The sequence below is a fragment of the Burkholderia sp. WP9 genome, from assembly GCF_900104795.1.
Taxonomy (GTDB): domain Bacteria; phylum Pseudomonadota; class Gammaproteobacteria; order Burkholderiales; family Burkholderiaceae; genus Paraburkholderia.
Window position 1 is genome coordinate 2,468,644 of record NZ_FNTG01000001.1, and the last position, 18,301, is coordinate 2,486,944.

Below are 18,301 nucleotides of genomic sequence, written 5' to 3' on the forward strand. Positions count from 1 at the left end.
CGGCATGCGGGATGATGCAATGCGGCGCAACGTGCCGCAAGCGCTTCACCTGGGCGTCGTGCAAATGCACGGCAGCATGAAGGCGCGCAGTTCCTCTCAGGCGTATCGCCATCGGCGCAGACCGCTTCTTGCAGTTCACTTGCTGTTCACGTTGCAGTTCATAGTGCAGTTCCGCAGTAGCAGTTCATCACTCAACAGACCCTGGCTTCCCTGAGGAAACCCATCGTGACGTCTTCCGGACCGGCGCGCCCTGCCCGCCGCAACACTGCATCGCCCAACGCTCGAGCGGCCGACGCCGCCGCGGCGCCCACCGCTTCAGCCGCCGCTTCTGCTACCGCCAGTCAGCCCGCTCCGGCCAAACGCGCCGGCAAAGCCGCGCAGGCTGCTAACGCCGCCAAAGCCGGCAAGCCCGCCAAAACGTCCACGCCCGTCAAGTCGGACAAGGCTGTGAAGGCTGTCAAAACGGATAAGACGGCGAACAAGACAACGCAGCCCGCATCCAAGGCTCCGGCACAGAAATCGGCCAAGGCCGGCTCCACGAAGGTCAAGATCGTCGCCGCACCGAAGACCGCGAAGGCCGAGAAAGCCGCGCAAGCGCCCACGCTGCAAGCCGTGACGGAGCAGACCGCCGCGCCCGCGCCGAAAGGCAATGGCCGCACGCGCGAGGACAAGGACCATCCGCTGTTCCAGGACATCCGTTATCTGGGACGCCTGCTCGGCGACGTGCTGCGCGAGCAGGAAGGCGACGCGGTGTTCGACGTCGTCGAAACGATCCGTCAGACGGCCGTGCGCTTTCGCCGCGAAGACGACAGCGCCGCCGCGCAGACGCTCGACAAGAAGCTGCGCTCGCTGAGCCCGGAACAGACGGTCAGCGTGGTGCGCGCCTTCAGCTATTTCTCGCATCTCGCGAACATTGCTGAAGACCGCCACCGCAATCGCCGTCACCGGATTCACGAGCTGGCCGGCTCGACCTCGCAGCCGGGCACGATTGCGCACTCGCTCGAGCGCCTCGTCGAAGCGGGCGCGGCCGCCACGCCGGTCCTGCAAGAGTTCTTCAACAACGCGCTGATCGTGCCGGTGCTCACCGCGCACCCGACCGAAGTGCAGCGCAAGAGCATTCTCGACGCGCAGCACGATGTCGCGCGCCTGCTCGCCGAACGCGACCAGCAACTGACCGACCGCGAACGCGCGCACAACGAAGCGATGCTGCGCGCCCGCGTCACGTCGCTGTGGCAAACGCGCATGCTGCGCGATTCGCGTCTCTCCGTGGCCGACGAAATCGAAAACGCGCTGTCGTACTACCGCGCCACCTTCCTCGAAGAAATCCCGGCGCTCTACGCCGATATCGAAGAAGCGCTCGCCGAGCACGGCCTCGAAGCGCGCCTGCCGCCGTTCTTCCAGATGGGCAGCTGGATCGGCGGCGACCGCGACGGCAATCCGAACGTCACGGCCGAAACGCTCGAAAACGCGATCACCCGCCAGGCCGCGGTGATCTTCGAGCACTACATGGAACAGGTGCACAAGCTCGGCGCCGAGTTGTCGGTGTCGAACCTGCTGGCCGGCGCCAGCGACGCCCTGAAGGAACTCGCGGAGATCTCGCCCGACCAGTCGCCGCATCGCACGGACGAGCCGTATCGCCGCGCGTTGATCGGCATGTACACGCGGCTGGCGGCAAGCGCGCGCGTGCGTCTCGGCGAAGGCAGCGTGCCGGTGCGCAGCGCGGGCCGCGGCGCGGCGCCGATTCGCGCCAAGCCTTACGCGGACTCGTCCGAATTCGTGCGCGACCTGCACGTGCTAATCGATTCGCTCGCCGAGCATCACGGTGCGCCGCTCGCCGCCCCGCGTCTGTCGCCGCTCGCGCGCGCCGCCGAAGTGTTCGGCTTCCATCTGGCGAGCATCGACTTGCGTCAGAGCTCCGACGTTCACGAAGCGGTGATTACCGAGCTGCTGCGTCGCGCGGGCGTCGAAGAAAACTATGCGGGGCTCTCCGAAGCGGACAAGCTCACCGTGCTGCTGTCGGAGCTGGCGCAGCCGCGTCCGTTGCGTCTGCCATTCGCGGAGTACTCGGACCTCGTGAAGAGCGAGCTCGGCGTGCTCGAAGAAGCCCGCCGCACGCGCGAGAAATTCGGTGCGCGCGCGGTGCGCAACTACATCATTTCGCACACGGAGACGGTGAGCGATCTGGTGGAAGTGATGCTGCTGCAAAAGGAAACCGGCCTGCTGCGCGGTTGCCTCGGCAACGCGAACGATCCGGCTCAGGCGGCCCTGATGGTGATCCCGCTGTTCGAGACGATCCCCGACTTGCGTAACGCGCCTCACATCATGCGCGATCTGATCGCGCTGCCGGGCGTCGATGCGCTGATCGAACATCAGGGCAACGAGCAGGAAGTGATGCTCGGCTACTCGGACAGCAACAAGGACGGCGGCTTCCTCACGTCGAACTGGGAGTTGTACCGCGCCGAACTCGCGCTGGTGTCGCTCTTCAACGAACGCGGCGTGACGCTGCGTCTGTTCCATGGACGCGGAGGCACCGTCGGCCGTGGCGGCGGCCCGACCTATCAGGCGATTCTGTCGCAGCCGCCGGGCACTGTTGACGGCCAGATCCGTTTGACCGAGCAAGGCGAAGTGATCGCCAGCAAGTTCGGCAATCCGGAGATCGGCCGCCGCAATCTGGAGACGGTGGTCGCCGCGACGCTCGAAGCGTCGTTGCTGCCGCACGGCATCGCCCCGGCGCAACTGCCCGCGTTCGAAGAAACGATGCAGCAGTTGTCCGATGCGGCGATGGCGTCGTATCGCGCGCTGGTCTATGAAACGCCCGGCTTCAAGGAGTATTTCTTCGAGTCGACGCCGATCGCGGAGATTGCCGAATTGAATATCGGCAGCCGTCCCGCTTCGCGCAAACTGCAGGATCCGAAGCAACGCAAGATCGAAGATCTGCGCGCGATTCCGTGGGGTTTCTCGTGGGGCCAATGCCGTTTGCTGCTGACCGGCTGGTACGGATTCGGCAGCGCGGTGGCCGCGTATCTGGACGGCGCGCCGAGCGACGCCGAGCGCACGCGCCGTCTCTCGCTTCTGCGGAAAATGCACAAGACGTGGCCGTTCTTCTCGACTCTGCTGTCGAACATGGACATGGTGCTGGCGAAGACCGACCTCGCGGTCGCCTCGCGCTATGCCGCGCTCGTGTCCGACAAGAAGCTGCGCAAGCACGTGTTCGAGCGGATCGTCGCGGAATGGGAGCGTACGTCGAAGGTGTTGTCGGAGATCACGGGCAAGAGCGAACGGCTCGCGGAGAACCCGCTGCTCGCGCGTTCGATCAAGAACCGCTTCCCGTATCTGGATCCGCTGAATCACTTGCAGGTCGAGTTGCTCAAGCGTCACCGCGGGGGCGACACCAACGCCCGCGTGCGGCGCGGGATTCATTTGAGCATCAACGGGATTGCGGCGGGCCTGCGTAATACGGGCTAAGCGCGCAGGCCGTTAAGGGCAGGCAACTGAGTGCACACGTTGGGGCGCGCCTGGTTGACTGCTGCATTGGGCTAACTGCAGAAGCCGGGCGCGACGAATAACGTCGCGCCCGGCTTTTTTCATTGCGCCTCGATCATCAGCGCGTCGAGCTTGAACGAGCCGTCTTCCTGCACATCGAAATATTGACGGACTTCATCCGGTGCGGACGCCCACATCGAGCGAATCGCCACCACGCGCGGCTCCGGCGTGCGCATGCGCGCCACCCACGAGCTGAACTCGATATCGATGCGCCAACGCTCGCGAATCGATGCCTGAAGACCCGCCGCGGCGAATAACGCGAGCCATTCGTCGGCGCGGTAATCGCGGATATGCGACGCATCGCGCAGCAACTCGATCGCCTGAATATGCGTGTCGAGCAGCGGATGATCGCTGCCGGCGATGTCGATAAACAGCACCTTGCCGCCCGGCTTCAGCACGCGACGCACTTCGGCAAGCGCGAGCGGCACGTCGTGCCAGTGATGCGCGCTCATCCGGCTGATCACCCAGTCGAACGAATGATCGGCGAACGGCAGCACCTCGGCCGCGCCCTGCTGCGTGCGGATATTGCCGAGGCCGCGCTCTTTCGCGGCGCCCTCCACCGTCGCCAGCATTGGCGGCGCGATGTCGTACGCGACCACCGCTTTCGCGTGCGGCGCCACCGCGAAACTCGCGTGGCCCGCGCCGCAGCCCATGTCGAGCACCGTCGCATCCGGCGTCGCCGCAATCGCTTCGGCCAGCGTCCGCAGATCGGCGCCGGTGGCATGAGTCGGGCTCGTCAGATAAGCGGCGGCGGTCGAGCCGAAGGCGTCGGCGACCTGATCGTGATGCTTCATGGAAGGCTCCGGTTAGGGGTGTCGGGTAGCGCTGGCAGGCGTCGTGCCGTTCCAGCCGCTACATCGCTACAATAGAGCCCGCCGTGTACCAGTACAAGTTAAGCAATTATTCTGGTATCTCTATTACCTCCCTGCGCTTCGCCGGCCCAACACCAACCGCCCGCTCAGAATGACCACGCCGTCTTCCGCCGACCACCCGCCACCGCTCGACGCCACGCCGGCCCGCGCGCTCGGCGACTTCATCCGCGCGCACCGTGAGCGGCTTTCGCCGCAAGCGGTCGGCCTGCCGCCCGGTCCGCGCCGCCGCACGCCCGGACTGCGGCGCGAGGAAGTCGCGCAACTGTGCGGCGTGAGTCCCACCTGGTACACGTGGATCGAACAGGGACGCCCGGTTTCCGCTTCCGCCGAGGCGCTCGCGCGCATCGCGGTGGCCTTGCAACTGTCGCGCGCGGAGCGGGCCTATCTGTTCGAACTGGCCGCCCAGCGCGACCCGGCAGAGCCCGATCCGGCCGCCGCCGACGCCCCCGCCACCCTGCTGGAAACCGTGCAACTCGTGAACGCGCCGGCCTACGTGCTCGACCGTCAGTGGAATGCGCTTGCGTGGAATGCGCGCGCCGCCGACCTGTTCGTGGGCTGGCTGGATGGCGCGCACGACCGCAATCTGCTGCGCTACACGTTCACCGAACCGGCCGCGCGCGAGCTGATCGTCGATTGGGAAACGCGCGCGCGGCGGCTCGCCGCCGAATTCCGCGCCGACTCGATCCGCCATCTGAACGACGCGCCCACGCGCGGGCTGATCGACTCGCTCACTGCGGCGAGCGACGCGTTCGCGCGCTTCTGGGCCTCGCAGGACGTGGGCGGCCGCGAAGGCGGACGGCGCGAGTTCAACCATCCGCGCGAGGGCCGCATCGTGTATGACCAGATCACGTTCAAGCCGGCGCATCGGGAGGATTTGAAGCTCGTGGTGCTGGTGCGTGAGTAGGCGATGAACTGGCTTGACGCCCCGCCGGTGTTAAAATCCCTGTCTTTCTCCGCTTAGGCGGCTGCTTCGCACGGTACGTGCATGCGCGCCGTCAGCCTCCTCACCGCTCGCTCAACTGCCGCTTAACTGCCCAACACCATGACGTCCCAACTGCACAAAAAAGGCGAAGCCTGGTCGGCTCGCTTCTCGGAGCCGATGTCGGAGCTCGTCAAACGCTACACGTCGTCGGTTTTCTTCGACAAGCGTCTGGCGCTCGTCGATATCGAAGGGTCGCTCGCGCACGCCTCGATGCTGGCCGCGCAGAAGATCATCGCCGCCGACGACCTCGCCGCGATCCAACGCGGCATGGCGCAGATCAAGGGTGAAATCGAGCGAGGCGAGTTCGAGTGGCAACTCGATCTGGAAGACGTGCACCTGAATATCGAAGCACGCCTGACCGCGCTGATCGGCGACGCCGGCAAGCGCCTGCACACCGGCCGCTCGCGTAACGACCAGGTCGCGACGGATATCCGCCTGTGGCTGCGCGGCGAGATCGACCGGATCGGCGGCCTGCTCACCGAATTGCGCACGGCCCTGCTCGACATGGCGGAGAAGAACGCGTCGACCATCATGCCGGGCTTCACGCACCTGCAAGTGGCGCAGCCGGTCACGTTCGGCCACCACCTGCTCGCCTACGTCGAAATGTTTTCGCGCGACGCCGAGCGCATGATCGACTGCCGCAAGCGCGTGAACCGTCTGCCGCTCGGCGCGGCTGCGCTCGCCGGCACCAGCTATCCGATCGACCGCCACGCGGTGGCGAAGACGCTGGGCTTCGACGGCATCTGCGCGAACTCGCTGGACGCGGTGTCCGACCGTGACTTCGCGATCGAATTCACGGCGGCGTCGGCGCTCGTCATGACGCACATCTCGCGCTTCTCCGAGGAACTCGTGCTGTGGATGAGCCCGCGCGTCGGCTTCATCGATCTGGCCGACCGCTTCTGCACCGGTTCGTCGATCATGCCGCAGAAGAAGAACCCGGACGTGCCCGAACTCGCGCGCGGCAAGACCGGCCGCGTGAACGGTCATCTGATCGCGCTGCTCACGCTGATGAAAGGCCAGCCGCTCGCGTACAACAAGGACAATCAGGAAGACAAGGAGCCGCTGTTCGATACCGTCGATACGGTTGCGGATACGCTGCGCATTTTCGCGGAAATGGTCGCTGGTATTTCGGTGAAGCCGCAAGCCATGCGCGACGCTGCGCTGCAAGGCTTCTCGACGGCAACCGATCTGGCCGACTATCTGGTCAAGCGCGGCCTGCCGTTCCGCGACGCGCACGAAGCGGTGGCGCTCGCCGTGCGCGTGTGCGCGGATCGCGGCTGCGACCTGGCGGATCTGACGCTCGAAGAAATGCGCAAGGAGCTGCCGAACGTCGCGCATCTGATCGGCGAAGACGTGTTTTCGTATCTGACGCTGGAAGGGTCGGTGGCGAGCCGCAATCATCCGGGCGGCACAGCGCCGGAGCAGGTGCTCGCAGCGGTGAAGGCGGCGCGTGAAGCGTTGAAGTAAGGGAGGCGCACGGCATGCAGTGAGCCAGCGACATGTGCTCATTAATTGCTGCGCACCTTCTTGCGTAGGGCTTGCGGCTTGCAAACAGAAAGGCGAACTCGTTATCGGGTTCGCCTTTTGTTTTTCCGCTGCGCACAAGAAAAAGCCCGCGCGAAGCGGGCTAAATGAAAGACTTCCACCGATGCCTCTCGAAAGAGGCCATCGAAGTGTAGGCGTGTTTTCGCCGCGCACCAATCCGCTCATATTTCAGGCTATTACAGGGGCTCGGCCACGAACACCGGGCGAACGCCAATTGCTTCCTGGCGTATTTTGACTACCATCAAGTTAGACCCTGCCCCATGTTTTCTCCAACGACGATGCTCACCCGCACACGTCACCTTCGCCGCCTCACTGCACGCCGTGCATCAGGCTTCAGCGCCTGGCAGGCGCCTATGCGCGGCATGCTGTTCGCCGCAGCGCTGGGCATCGCGCTGGCCGGCTGCACCATTACGCCGCCGCCCCACCCGGTCGTCTCGACACCCGCGGCCGCCGTCAACAGCGCGACGCTGGACCAATATCGCGATGCCGTGGCCAGACGCATCATCGAACGCAATCCGTCTTATGTGCTGCGCGGCACGCCGCAAGCCATGCTCCGCTCGCTCGTCGTGGTCTCGTTCACGGTGGACCGCAACGGTCACGTAGTGCAGTCGTCGGTGTACCGCACCAATGGCGACGACGAAGCCGAGAGCACCGCGCTTGCCACCTTGCGCCGCGCCGCACCGCTGCCGCAACCGCCCGGCAAATTGCTGAACGGCCGCGGTCAGCTCGAGCTTTTCGAAGACTGGCTCTTCAACGACGACGGCAAATTCCAGCTCCGCGAACTCGCTTCGCCGCAAGCACTAACCATCGATTGAACGCGCTTAAACTCTCGCAACGCACGCGGCCAAACCGCAGCCGCCTTGCTGCGCCGCCGCCGCGCTCGCTATAATTTTCCGATTCCCTGCGCCGGAGCCTTCCGGCACGGCTCACGCCGCCCGCTCACCCGCCGGCGCGGCAAGAGTCCGATTGCGGCCGCCGCCCGCGCCATCCGCGAGCGCCGCCTGCTTGATGCACGACGCGCGCCCCGTGATCCCACATAGTCAGTGCGTTGCGCCGCACCGGCCGCCTCGGCTTGCTGGCCGCCCACATCCCGCCTGGTTATTCCCCTGGTGTGGCCGCGTTCGCGGGCTGACTTTGCCGGTTGCCGTTGTAAGCTGTCGCTTAGTCGCCCGCACCCCACGTGACCGCCCACCGGCCGCGCGAGAAGCGAGGCGCGAACCCAAACAAAGATGCCGCCCCTCACGCGCACCGCCCGCTCACGCACCGGGGCGCTTTACGGCATCACGACACATGGAGACCCTGCATGTCCACTTCGCCGATTTCCGCGGCCCAGCCCAACGCGGCCGGGCAGAACAAGAGTTCGCGGATCATCTTCGCGAGCTTTATCGGCACCGCGATCGAGTTCTACGATTTCTACGTCTATGCGACCGCCGCGGCGCTCGTCATCGGACCGGTGTTTTTCCCGCATGGCTCGGCGACGGCTCAGGCCTTGTCGGCCTTCGTCACGTTCGGCATCGCCTTCGTGGCGCGGCCGATCGGCTCGTTCCTGTTCGGTCACTTCGGCGACCGCATCGGCCGTAAATCGACGCTCGTCGCGTCGCTGCTGGTGATGGGCGTATCCACCACGCTGATCGGCTTCGTGCCGGGCTACGATTCGATCGGCAGCCTCGCGCCGATCCTGTTGTGCATCCTGCGTTTCGGCCAAGGCATCGGCCTCGGCGGCGAATGGGGCGGCGCGGCGCTGCTCGCCACCGAGAACGCCCCGGCCGGCAAACGCGGCTGGTTCGGCATGTTCCCGCAGCTCGGGCCGTCAATCGGCTTTCTGGCGTCCAACGGCCTGTTCTTCGCGTTGGCGCTCTCGTTGAGCGACGAGCAATTCCGCAGCTGGGGCTGGCGCGTGCCGTTCCTCGTGAGCGCCGTGCTGGTCGCGCTCGGCCTGTACGTGCGCCTGAAAATCGCCGAGACCCCGGCATTCCAGGCGGCGATCGAGCGCCAGGAACGCGTCAAGGTGCCGATCGCCACGCTGCTGTCGCAACACTGGGTGCCGACACTGCTCGGCGCGCTTGCGATGGTGGTCTGCTACACCCTCTTCTATAACGCCACCACGTTCTCGCTGTCGTACGGCGTCTCCGTGCTGCACATTCCGCGTCCGACATTCCTCGGCCTGCTGTGCATAGCCGTGGTGTTCATGGCGCTCGCCACGCCGCTGTCGGCCTGGGCCGCCGACCGCTATGGACGCAAGCCGGTGCTGATCGTCGGCATCATCGCGGCGATCCTGTCGGGCTTCACGATGGCGCCGCTGCTCGGCAGCGGACAGACGTCGCTCGTGCTGCTGTTCCTCGTCATCGAGCTGTTCCTGATGGGCGTGACCTTCGCGCCGATGGGCGCGCTGCTGCCGGAACTGTTCCCGACCAACGTGCGCTATACCGGCGCGGGCGTGTCGTATAACCTCGGCGGGATTCTCGGTGCGTCCGTGGCGCCGTATATCGCGCAAATGCTCGCCGCGCGCGGCGGGCTGCCGTGGGTCGGCGCGTATGTGTCGATCGCTGCGGCGGTCAGCATGATCGGCGTGCTGTGCATGCGTGAAACGCGCGATACACGCTTGATGTAACGACAGGCGCCGCCTTGGCGCCCGCTTCTCCCCCCGATGCCGCTGCAGAGTGCAATTCTCGCGCTGCTGCGGCGGCATCCACCGCCCCCGCTTCACACCCGCCGCTTACCGAGCATTCCTGAGTAAATTCCCTGCCTTGCGCGTCTTTTTGACATGCCTATACTCGACTCAAATAACCCTATGGCGAGCAGGGAGGCACGCATGAACATTCATCTTCACAACGCGGATATCGTGATGATCATTGCGCTGGCGCTGCTAGGTTCATTGTTGCTTGCATTGCGCTTTCGTCCTGCGACATGGAAGGGCATTGTCGTCGAAGCGTTGGCGGCGAATGCCGCGGCCATCGCCGCGGTCGTCGCGTTTGAAATGCTGCTGGCCTGACAAGCGCTGAGGGCCGCAGCCCTCAGCAGGAAACCTTATCGGTAGTAGTAGCCGCCGTGATGGTAGTAGCCACCACCACCGCCGTAGTAGCCGGGTGCGGGTGCGACGATGCAGCCACCGAGTGCCGTTGCGAGCAGCGTGCCTGCGATCAGGCTCAAGACTAAACGTTTCATTTTGTTCTCCATCGAGTCAGATTCATTCGAGCCGAAACCCCGAATGACTCGATTGGACACGACGGCGCCTCGCGCAAGCGTTGCCATTTGTAAGGGAAGATCACGAAGGTGTTACATGATCGTCGCCTGCAACACACTGCGTTCCGTGTGGGCTCCAGACGAATTCACATCAGAGGAAAACACCGCCTATACTGGTTTGAATGTGTCGGGGCGGCGCGGCCCTTGCTGGCAGCGCATACGCAATGCAAACTGCAAACGCGACCCGGCTTGCGGCGAAACGAATGCACAGCGGTAACGCCTTCGCACGACGCGCGAATTAGCTGCGTAGGCAATTAGGCACTCAACGAAAAGCGACAGATTTAACAGGCGTGTAATGCGCGGCGCCTGTTGCGACGATTCCTCTCCGCCCGCTGTTCCCCGACGCGGGCGTTTTTTGGAGGCGTTACGAGGCAGCGCTCATTGGTTTGGGCACTGTAAGTCACGCCTCTTTTCTTTTCGAGCAAACGATTGCGTGAGAAAAACCGCGCACGCTGCGCTCAGGCAGCGGTCGAGCCGTGCTGCACGGCCACGTCATGCGGCTCGGTATGAACGTAGTCAATCGCTTCGAGCGCGTCGCTGATGGACGGCACTGACTTGCCGTCGCCGATCGAAATGGAGCGGAACGGCGATTCGATGCCGTAGTGCGCCGGCGGGGTCGCCACGAAGATCATCACCGTGCGCTTCTGCAGCGCATGCGCGAGATGCACGAAGCCGGTGTCGGTGCCGATCACGAGGGCGCACGCGTCGATCATCTGCGCGATTTCGGTGACGCTCATTTTGGGCAACACGGTCGCGCCCGGCAATTGCGATGCGATCTGCTCCGCTTCGAGCCGCTCGCCTTCCGAACCCCACGGCAACACCAGTTGAAAACCGCGCTGCGTCAACTCGCGGCCGATTGCAACCCAATGGCCCACGGGCCACTTCTTGTCGTCTTTCGACGTGGCGTGAAAGAACGCCGCGACCGGCTTACCGGTCGATGCGAACGGCAGCTTCCCAGCCTCCGGCAAACGCAGCTTGAACACCGCCGGCCCTTCTATCTGATAGCCGAGCGCCTCGCCCGCGTTGATCCGCATGCCATGCCACGCGTTGCACTTCGGACGCCGGCCGAAGCGCCCGGTATAAGCGAACGCGGCGCCGCGCTCTCCCAGGTCCGGTGCCTGATAACCGATGCGCCGCGACGAGCGTGCCAGAAACGCGATGATCGCGCTCTTGTACACGCCCTGAATGTCGATGATGAAATCGTAGCGATACGCGCGCAATTCGGCGATGGACGCCCAGATCGATTTGAAATCGGCCCAACGGCGCGCTTTCTTGAAGCGGCGCAACGGCGCGCACAGCACGCGGTCCACGTTCACGCTCCAGTGCACCACTTCGGCGAATGCTTCGTCGGCGGCCCAATCCACCTGAACGCCGGGAAACGCGCGTTTGATATCGGCGACGACGGGCAGAGCCTGCACGATATCGCCGAGTGAAGTGACCTTGACGATAAGGACGCGCTTCATTGAAGACCTGTGAGTTGTTCGAACATCAAGACATTTTAGCCGACGGAAGGGACAACCTTTACCGAACCGCGCAGCGCGGACGTCGGTCATTAATACGGGGGCTTACGTCGGAGCCATACACGCAGCCTTTTACACCATTTCAAAATACTTTCACACCGATTTATGGGCCTCGCGCGCCTTATACTGGCCCCTTTGCGCCAGCACTCGCCCATGTCCGTGCCACTTCCGCTTCGCTCGTCCAGCATCGTTCGCCGCGCACGACGACTCTGGCGCCAATACGGCGTCTTCTGGCTCGGCGCGATCGCCGTCGGCCTCGTCGCCGTGCTGTACGCGAGGTTGATCGACTGGGGTTACGGCGAATTCCGCTTGCTTCAACACGAGCATGTGTGGGCGCCACTGATCGTCACGCCCGCTGTCGGCGCGCTGGCCGTCTGGCTCACACGCAAGTTTTTCCGCGGTGCCGAAGGCAGCGGCATTCCGCAGGTCATCGCCATCCTTCACTCGAAACCCGGCGAATACGGCGCGCGGCTGCTGTCGTTTCCGATTCTGTTCGGCAAGATCGCCGTGTCGTTTCTGGCGATTCTCGGCGGCTTCACGATTGGCCGCGAAGGTCCGACCGTGCAGGTCGGAGCCGCGCTGATGTTCAATCTGCGGCGGCTCTATCCGCGCTCGAACGCATTGATCGAACGGCAACTGGTGCTGGCCGGCGCGGCGGCGGGCTTGTCCGCCGCGTTCAACACGCCGCTCGCCGGGATCGTCTTCGCGATCGAGGAATTGACGCGCAGTTTCGAGGCACGCACGAGTGGCGTGCTGATTACCGCGATCATCATCGCCGGCGTGATCGCGCTCGGGCTGAACGGCAATTACACCTATTTCGGCACCATTCAGATCGGCGCGCACTTCCCCGATCTGATGGCGCTTGCCGTGCTGCTCACGGCGGTCGTCACCGGCCTCGCGGGAGGCGCGTTCGGCTGGCTGCTGCTGAACACCGCGCGCTGGATTCCGGAGCCGCTGCGTCAGTTGCATAGCGAACGTCCCGTTACGTTCGCGGCGCTGTGCGGGTTGGTCATCGCGGTCGTCGGTCTGATGTCGGGCGGCACGACTTTCGGCAGCGGTTACGCGGAAGCGCGCGGCTTGCTCGACGGGCACGCGCAGTTGTCGGTGTTCTATCCGTTCATGAAGATGATCTCCATGGTCAGCTCATACCTGCCGGGCATTCCGGGCGGCATTTTCGCGCCGTCGCTGTCGATCGGCGCGGGCTTCGGCAATCTGCTGCACGGGGTGTTCGGCTCGATGGATTTACCCATGCTGATCGCGCTCGGCATGGTCGGCTATCTGGCCGCCGTCACGCAATCGCCGATCACCTCGTTCGTGATCGTGATGGAGATGATCAACGGCCATGCGCTGGTGATCTCGCTGATGGCCACTGCGCTGATTTCGAGCCGCGTGTCGCGGGTGTTCGCGCCGCCGTTGTATGAGTCGCTGGCGGCGCGTTATATGGCGCCGCTGCCGCAGCCGGCGCCCGTATCGGTGCCGGAAGTGCCTGAAGTCGGAACGCCTGAAGTGGAAGCGACTGAAGTCAAAGCACCCGAAGGCGAAGCACCTGAAGCCAATTCGCCCGAAGTCGTAGCACCCGGAGCCGAAGCACCCGAAGCCCTTGCGCCCGGCTCGAGCAACGCGGAAGTCGACGAAGACCCTCGCACCGAAGGCAAGGGCAACACCGCACCGCGTCAGTAGACAACAACACCCGGCGCGTGCACATACAACGGCCGGCCCGGCACGACGACACAGCCGGCCAGCATGACCGCCAGAACGGCTATCAGAAGCAGATTCTTTTTCATCACAAGGGTTTCCTGAAGCGCGCGGGCTGCCGCTACGCCGAGTGCGTACACGGCGCCTGCGTCGTCGAGATGGAAGGAGCGGTGCGCGCGGCATCTGGCGTGCCGCGACGCGCATGATTCAAGCCCGTGGCGTTATGCCCAGTGGCCTTCGACCCAGTGGTAGTTAGGACCGTGCGCGACCCAGTGGCCCGGCACCCAGTGATAGCCGACGCGCTCGGCTTGCCAGTGGCCGCCAATCCACACATAGCGGCCATGGTCCCAGCGCCAATGGCCGCGATCCCACACATAGCCGACGCGCGGCGCCGGCGCCGCTTCGTAGCGCACCGGCGGCGGCGCGGACGGCGCGATCACGACGACTTCCGCGGCCGACGCCGAGGCCACGGAGGCCGCGCCGGCAGCGATCAATACGGTGTTGGCGAGCAGCAAACGAAAGGTCTTGTTCATGTTGTCCCTCTGTAGGTGAACACCGAAAGCGGCGTTACCGGTTTAATGCGTGAGGGGACGCAGCGGCTGACTGTGGGCGTGTAACGCCGCACGCTGAAGTGCAACGGATTATTTCGACGCACGGCAAACGCCCGCGCCAAAGCAGCCAACGTACTTGCATGCGAATCCAATGACCGAGGCAGCCGGAACAACGAAGAGGAACAGCGTAGCGGCGCGAGCCGGCGCGCTCGCGCGCCACCGCGCGTTACGTCATCCAGACGCAACGCAACGAAGCGCGCAGCGCGTCACATGAAACCGGCTGCGGGAAGAGACAGGCCTTGAACAATCAGGCCTGCGGTATTTCGATCTTGACCTCGAGCACTTCGAGATCGTCCTGGCGTTCGAGGCTCACGCGAATATCGTCATTGGAAATCTTCACGTACTTCGAGATCACGGCCACCAGTTCGCGTTGCAACGCAGGCAGGTAATCGGCAGGCGCATGGCCGCCGGCGCGCTCATGCGCGATGATCAACTGCAGGCGTTCCTTCGCTACCGACGCGGACTTCTTCTTCTCGCCCAGCAAAAACGAAAGAATCGACATTACGTGCGCTCCCCTTACTTGGTGCCGAAGAGGCGCTGCAGCAGCCCGGGCTTCTGGTAGTCGGTAAAGCGAAGCGATTTCTGCTCGCCGAGGAAACGCGACACGACGTCTTTATAGGCTTCGGCCACGTCGGTGCCGTCCAGGTGCACCGCCGGCAAGCCCTGGTTCGATGCGTGCAGCACCGCTTCCGATTCCGGAATTACGCCGATCAGGTCGATGCGCAGAATTTCCTGGATGTCGGTGAGCGACAGCATTTCGCCTTCGCTGACGCGCTTCGGGTTATAGCGGGTGATCAGCAGGTGTTCCTTGATCGGCTCCTTGCCTTCGATCGCGCGCTTGGTCTTCGACGACAGAATGCCGAGAATGCGGTCCGAGTCGCGCACCGACGACACTTCCGGATTCGTCACGATCAACGCTTCGTCGGCGAAATGCATGGCGAGCAGCGCGCCCGATTCGATACCGGCCGGCGAATCGCAAACAATGAATTCGAAGTCCATCGCGATCAGGTCGTTGATGACCTTCTCGACGCCTTCCATGGTCAGCGCGTCCTTGTCACGCGTCTGCGAGGCCGGCAGGATAAAGAGGTTCTCGCACTTCTTGTCCTTGATGAGCGCCTGGTTCAGGTTCGCTTCACCCTGGATCACGTTGATCAGGTCATACACCACGCGGCGTTCACAACCCATGATGAGGTCGAGGTTACGCAGGCCGACGTCGAAGTCGATCACGGCGGTTTTGCTGCCACGCAGAGCGAGGGCTGATGCAAAACTCGCGCTCGTGGTCGTCTTGCCCACGCCACCCTTGCCCGAAGTCACCACAATGATTTTTGCCATTACCCTTACCTTGTGTTCGTCAAATTCATCAATTATGTGCGGCCATATTTGCCGTGAAACGCCGCGTGCCGCAATGGATCGAGGCAGCACGCTTCACGTCGATTACGTGAGCCGCAGCGGTTCGATCATCAATTTCTCTTCTTCGAGCCAGATCTGCACCGGCTTGCCGAGCACGTCGGCCGGCAGCGGGTTCTCAGTCGTTCGATAGATGCCCGCGATCGAGATGAGTTCCGGTTCGAGACACGTGCAGAAAATGCGCGCGTCGTGATTGCCCTGCACACCGGCCAGTGCCCGGCCGCGCAACGGCGCGTAAATATGGATGTTGCCTTCCGCGATCACTTCCGCGCCGTAACTCACGAGACCGAGCACGACTAGGTCGCCCTTGGCGTAAATGCGTTGCCCGGAGCGCAGCGGCTTGTCCACCACCATGGTTTGCGACGAAGTGGCAAGACGCACCGGCTCAGCGGCGGGAGCCGGCTCGACGGCGGCGGCCGAAGCCGGCGTGCCGCCTTCCGGCGTGAGCGCGGCGGCTTCGAACAGGTCCGACGGCGGCGTGGCCGTTGCGGCGGTAACAGCCGGCGCCGCAGCGGCGGCGTTGTCTTCGTCAGCGGATTTAGCGGCGGCGCCGCGGCGGTCGCGTGCTTCGAGCAGCGGCAACGCGGATTCCGCTGCCCAGGCCTGCTGCGCGTTGGCGACCACGCCGACCGGCCGCATGCGCACGCTGTCGAGCAGTTGCGCGATGTCGGCGAGCGGCACGCGTTCGTTCTCGGCGAGGCGCCGCACGTCGATTGCGACGACGTCGTTAGCGAAAAATTCAGGGGTCGCCTCGAAGCGCCGGGTCAATTCGGCACGCATGGCGTCGAGGTCGGTTGTCTTGACCACGAACAGGAGCGTGTCGACAGAGCCGCTGCGAAGTTCGAAAAAGGGCGATTTCTTGGGCGACATAGCGTTCGGCAAAAATTTTTGCGTATTTTACAGGCGTCGACGCGCGCGGCCAGCTTTTTTGCCGGGAGAGCGGACCGACGCGATGAGGATGCGGCCATGGGCAGCCCATCCGGTAGAGCCGCCACGGCTTTGCAGCAGGCAACGAGGTGGCCGCTGGGGTGGCCAACGAGGTGGACAACGACGTGGCCCGTGAAGAGGTCACCGAGGTGGGCAACGAGGTGACCCGTGAAAGGGTCAACACGGCGACCACGCAGACCGCGCTTCACCCCGATGACCCGGCGACGCGCGCTCAGAAGACACGAATGGGAATCGAGCGGCAGGCTGACGCGCCGCTCGCGGGATCACTGCTGAAACACCTGCGAGGTGGTTGGCACGTGGCGCACCAGCAAACTCTCAGCCTGATCCGGCGCACGTGCCACACGCCGGTGCTCGCCGGTCGGACCGAAGCCGAGCGCCTCGTAGAAGCGCATGGCATTGCGATTGGCGTCGGCGACCCACGCGTAAATTTCGGTAGCGCCTTCATTCGCGAGCCACGCGGCGGCCGAATCGACCAGCAACTCGCCGCCACGCAGGTGACGCACGGCCGGCGCCACCCACAACTCACAGACGAACGCGCGGCGCGCCGCGGTGTCGTCGAAATGCGCTTCGATCAGTCCGGCCGGATGGCCCTCGGTGTAAAGAATGAAAGTGGTGACGGTAAAGGAAACCGCATGATCCGCGGCGGTGGTGTCGAAGCTGGCGGCGTCGGCCGACAACGCGTCCTCGAGCGTGGCGCCGAAGGCATACGGTGCCTCTCGCAGCGACGCGGTACGGAGTTCGCGGAAAACGGCGCCCTGATCAGCGGCGATACGGCGAACGGTCAATGACGGACTCATGCAGACGAAAACCCCTTGAAACCCTAAGGCGTAGCTTTAACCGAACCGGCGCGAGAGTCAAATCATTCTTTACCGGATTGTGGGGAGCACGCACGGAGCCCTGGACAAACTCCGCAGCATTTCGCGCGCCCGCCTCGGCCTCGCGGCCAGAGGTGGCACGACCTTCACACGCTCACGGCGCTTCGTAGCTGCCGGTGCCGTCCGGCCACGGCGTCAGCAGTTCGTAGCCCTCTTCGGTCACGGCGATCATGTGTTCCCATTGCGCCGACAGCGAACGGTCTTTGGTGACCACGGTCCAGCCGTCGCGCTGCACGGCCGTGCCGGCGCGGCCGGCGTTGATCATCGGCTCGATCGTGAAGACCATGCCGGGCTTCAAACGCACGCCCTGCCCCGGCTGGCCGTAATGCAGCACCTGCGGATCTTCGTGGTAGACCTTGCCGATACCGTGCCCGCAGTAGTCGCGCACGATCGAGAAGCCGTCGCGCTGCGCGATCTTCTGAATCGCATGGCCCACGTCGCCGAGCGTCGCGCCCGGCTTCACTTCGCGGATGCCGGCGAGCATCGCTTCATAGGTCGTGTCGATCAACTGGCGCGCCACCGTGCTCGGCTGGCCCACGCAATACATGCGGCTCGTGTCGCCGAAGTAGCCGTCCTTGATGATTGCGACGTCGATATTGATGATGTCGCCGTCTTTCAGGATCTCGCCGCGATTCGGAATGCCGTGGCACACCACCGAGTTCACCGAGGTGCAAACGGTCTTGGGAAATCCCAAATAGCCGACATTTGCCGGAATCGACTTTTGCGTATTGACAATGTAGTCGTTGCACAGTGCGTCCAGTTCGTCAGTGGAGACACCGGCCTTGACGTGCTCGCCGATCATTGCCAGTACGTCGGCCGCGAGGCGGCCGGAAATGCGCAGCTTGGCGATGTCGTCGGGAGTCTTGTAGGTAATGGCCATGAATTCGGTCGATATGGGTCGAATGGGAGGTCGATGTTCAATCGATCGGCCAATTGTACAGAGGATCGCGGCAGGGCTTGCGCGAGCCGCGCGAAACTGGCCGCGCTGAAGCACAACTGTCACGCGGCAAGACACGCCGCCGCTACCGCTTGCCACCCTCAGCGCACATCATGCTGCGAA

At 64.2% G+C, this 18,301-nt stretch carries 16 protein-coding genes; 7 read left to right on the forward strand and 9 right to left on the reverse strand.

The features are described from left to right. The first annotated feature begins 225 nt into the window (after nt 1–225). Nucleotides 226–3,465 carry a phosphoenolpyruvate carboxylase gene (gene ppc / locus BLW71_RS10995; RefSeq protein ID WP_091796281.1) on the forward strand — a complete coding sequence of 1,080 codons (3,240 nt, stop codon included), beginning with the start codon at nt 226–228 and terminating at the stop codon, nt 3,463–3,465. 119 nt (nt 3,466–3,584) lie between these two features. Here ppc and BLW71_RS11000 read toward each other — a convergent pair whose 3' ends face one another. After that, nucleotides 3,585–4,337, reverse strand: a complete 753-nt coding sequence (locus BLW71_RS11000; RefSeq protein ID WP_091796283.1) for a class I SAM-dependent methyltransferase — start codon at nt 4,335–4,337, stop codon at nt 3,585–3,587. 169 nt (nt 4,338–4,506) lie between these two features. Here BLW71_RS11000 and BLW71_RS11005 point away from each other — a divergent pair, with 169 nt between their 5' ends. The 5 genes from BLW71_RS11005 to BLW71_RS11025 all read left to right on the forward strand — a co-directional run bounded on the left by BLW71_RS11005 (nt 4,507) and on the right by BLW71_RS11025 (nt 9,934). Further along, nucleotides 4,507–5,319 carry a helix-turn-helix transcriptional regulator gene (locus BLW71_RS11005; RefSeq protein ID WP_091796285.1) on the forward strand — a complete coding sequence of 271 codons (813 nt, stop codon included), beginning with the start codon at nt 4,507–4,509 and terminating at the stop codon, nt 5,317–5,319. A gap of 138 nt (nt 5,320–5,457) precedes the next feature. Continuing rightward, nucleotides 5,458–6,864, forward strand: coding sequence for an argininosuccinate lyase (gene argH / locus BLW71_RS11010; protein ID WP_091796287.1), 1,407 nt, complete (start codon nt 5,458–5,460; stop codon nt 6,862–6,864). Between the two features lie 431 nt (nt 6,865–7,295). Beyond that, nucleotides 7,296–7,757: an energy transducer TonB family protein gene (locus BLW71_RS11015; RefSeq protein WP_286162044.1), complete on the forward strand. Its 462-nt coding sequence runs from the start codon at nt 7,296–7,298 to the stop codon at nt 7,755–7,757. A 488-nt stretch (nt 7,758–8,245) separates the two neighbouring features. Further along, nucleotides 8,246–9,553, forward strand: a complete 1,308-nt coding sequence (locus BLW71_RS11020; protein WP_091796293.1) for an MFS transporter — start codon at nt 8,246–8,248, stop codon at nt 9,551–9,553. Nucleotides 9,554–9,754: 201 nt separating this feature from the next. Further along, entirely contained in the window at nt 9,755–9,934 is a 180-nt protein-coding gene (locus tag BLW71_RS11025) for a hypothetical protein (protein WP_091796295.1), read from the forward strand. Between the two features lie 35 nt (nt 9,935–9,969). Here the strand turns inward: BLW71_RS11025 and BLW71_RS41585 are convergent, their stop codons facing one another. Together BLW71_RS41585 and waaC are read right to left on the reverse strand one after the other, a co-directional pair. Further along, nucleotides 9,970–10,107, reverse strand: coding sequence for a hypothetical protein (locus tag BLW71_RS41585; protein WP_177205004.1), 138 nt, complete (start codon nt 10,105–10,107; stop codon nt 9,970–9,972). Nucleotides 10,108–10,643: 536 nt separating this feature from the next. Next, the gene (gene waaC / locus BLW71_RS11030) at nt 10,644–11,648 is read right to left on the reverse strand and encodes a lipopolysaccharide heptosyltransferase I (protein WP_091796298.1); all 1,005 of its coding nucleotides are present in this window, start codon (nt 11,646–11,648) and stop codon (nt 10,644–10,646) included. A 210-nt stretch (nt 11,649–11,858) separates the two neighbouring features. On the opposite strand from waaC, the gene BLW71_RS11035 reads away from it, so the two are divergent. Beyond that, a complete protein-coding gene (locus BLW71_RS11035; protein WP_091796300.1) occupies nt 11,859–13,385 on the forward strand; it encodes a chloride channel protein in 1,527 nt (508 codons plus the stop codon). A 236-nt stretch (nt 13,386–13,621) separates the two neighbouring features. On the opposite strand, the gene BLW71_RS11040 is transcribed toward BLW71_RS11035, so the two are convergent. The 6 genes from BLW71_RS11040 to map all read right to left on the reverse strand — a co-directional run bounded on the left by BLW71_RS11040 (nt 13,622) and on the right by map (nt 18,121). Next, entirely contained in the window at nt 13,622–13,933 is a 312-nt protein-coding gene (locus BLW71_RS11040; RefSeq protein WP_091796302.1) for a YXWGXW repeat-containing protein, read from the reverse strand. A 325-nt stretch (nt 13,934–14,258) separates the two neighbouring features. After that, on the reverse strand, nt 14,259–14,513 hold the full coding sequence (gene minE / locus BLW71_RS11045) for a cell division topological specificity factor MinE (RefSeq protein ID WP_091796304.1): 255 nt from the start codon (nt 14,511–14,513) through the stop codon (nt 14,259–14,261). Nucleotides 14,514–14,527: 14 nt separating this feature from the next. Then, nucleotides 14,528–15,343 carry a septum site-determining protein MinD gene (gene minD / locus BLW71_RS11050; protein WP_006048490.1) on the reverse strand — a complete coding sequence of 272 codons (816 nt, stop codon included), beginning with the start codon at nt 15,341–15,343 and terminating at the stop codon, nt 14,528–14,530. Between the two features lie 102 nt (nt 15,344–15,445). Next, complete coding sequence (minC, locus tag BLW71_RS11055; protein WP_091796306.1) at nt 15,446–16,288, reverse strand: septum site-determining protein MinC; 843 nt, start codon at nt 16,286–16,288, stop codon at nt 15,446–15,448. Between the two features lie 341 nt (nt 16,289–16,629). Further along, complete coding sequence (locus BLW71_RS11060; RefSeq protein WP_091796308.1) at nt 16,630–17,163, reverse strand: GNAT family N-acetyltransferase; 534 nt, start codon at nt 17,161–17,163, stop codon at nt 16,630–16,632. Nucleotides 17,164–17,335: 172 nt separating this feature from the next. Further along, nucleotides 17,336–18,121, reverse strand: coding sequence for a type I methionyl aminopeptidase (gene map / locus BLW71_RS11065; protein ID WP_091796311.1), 786 nt, complete (start codon nt 18,119–18,121; stop codon nt 17,336–17,338). Between the last annotated feature and the right edge of the window lie 180 nt (nt 18,122–18,301).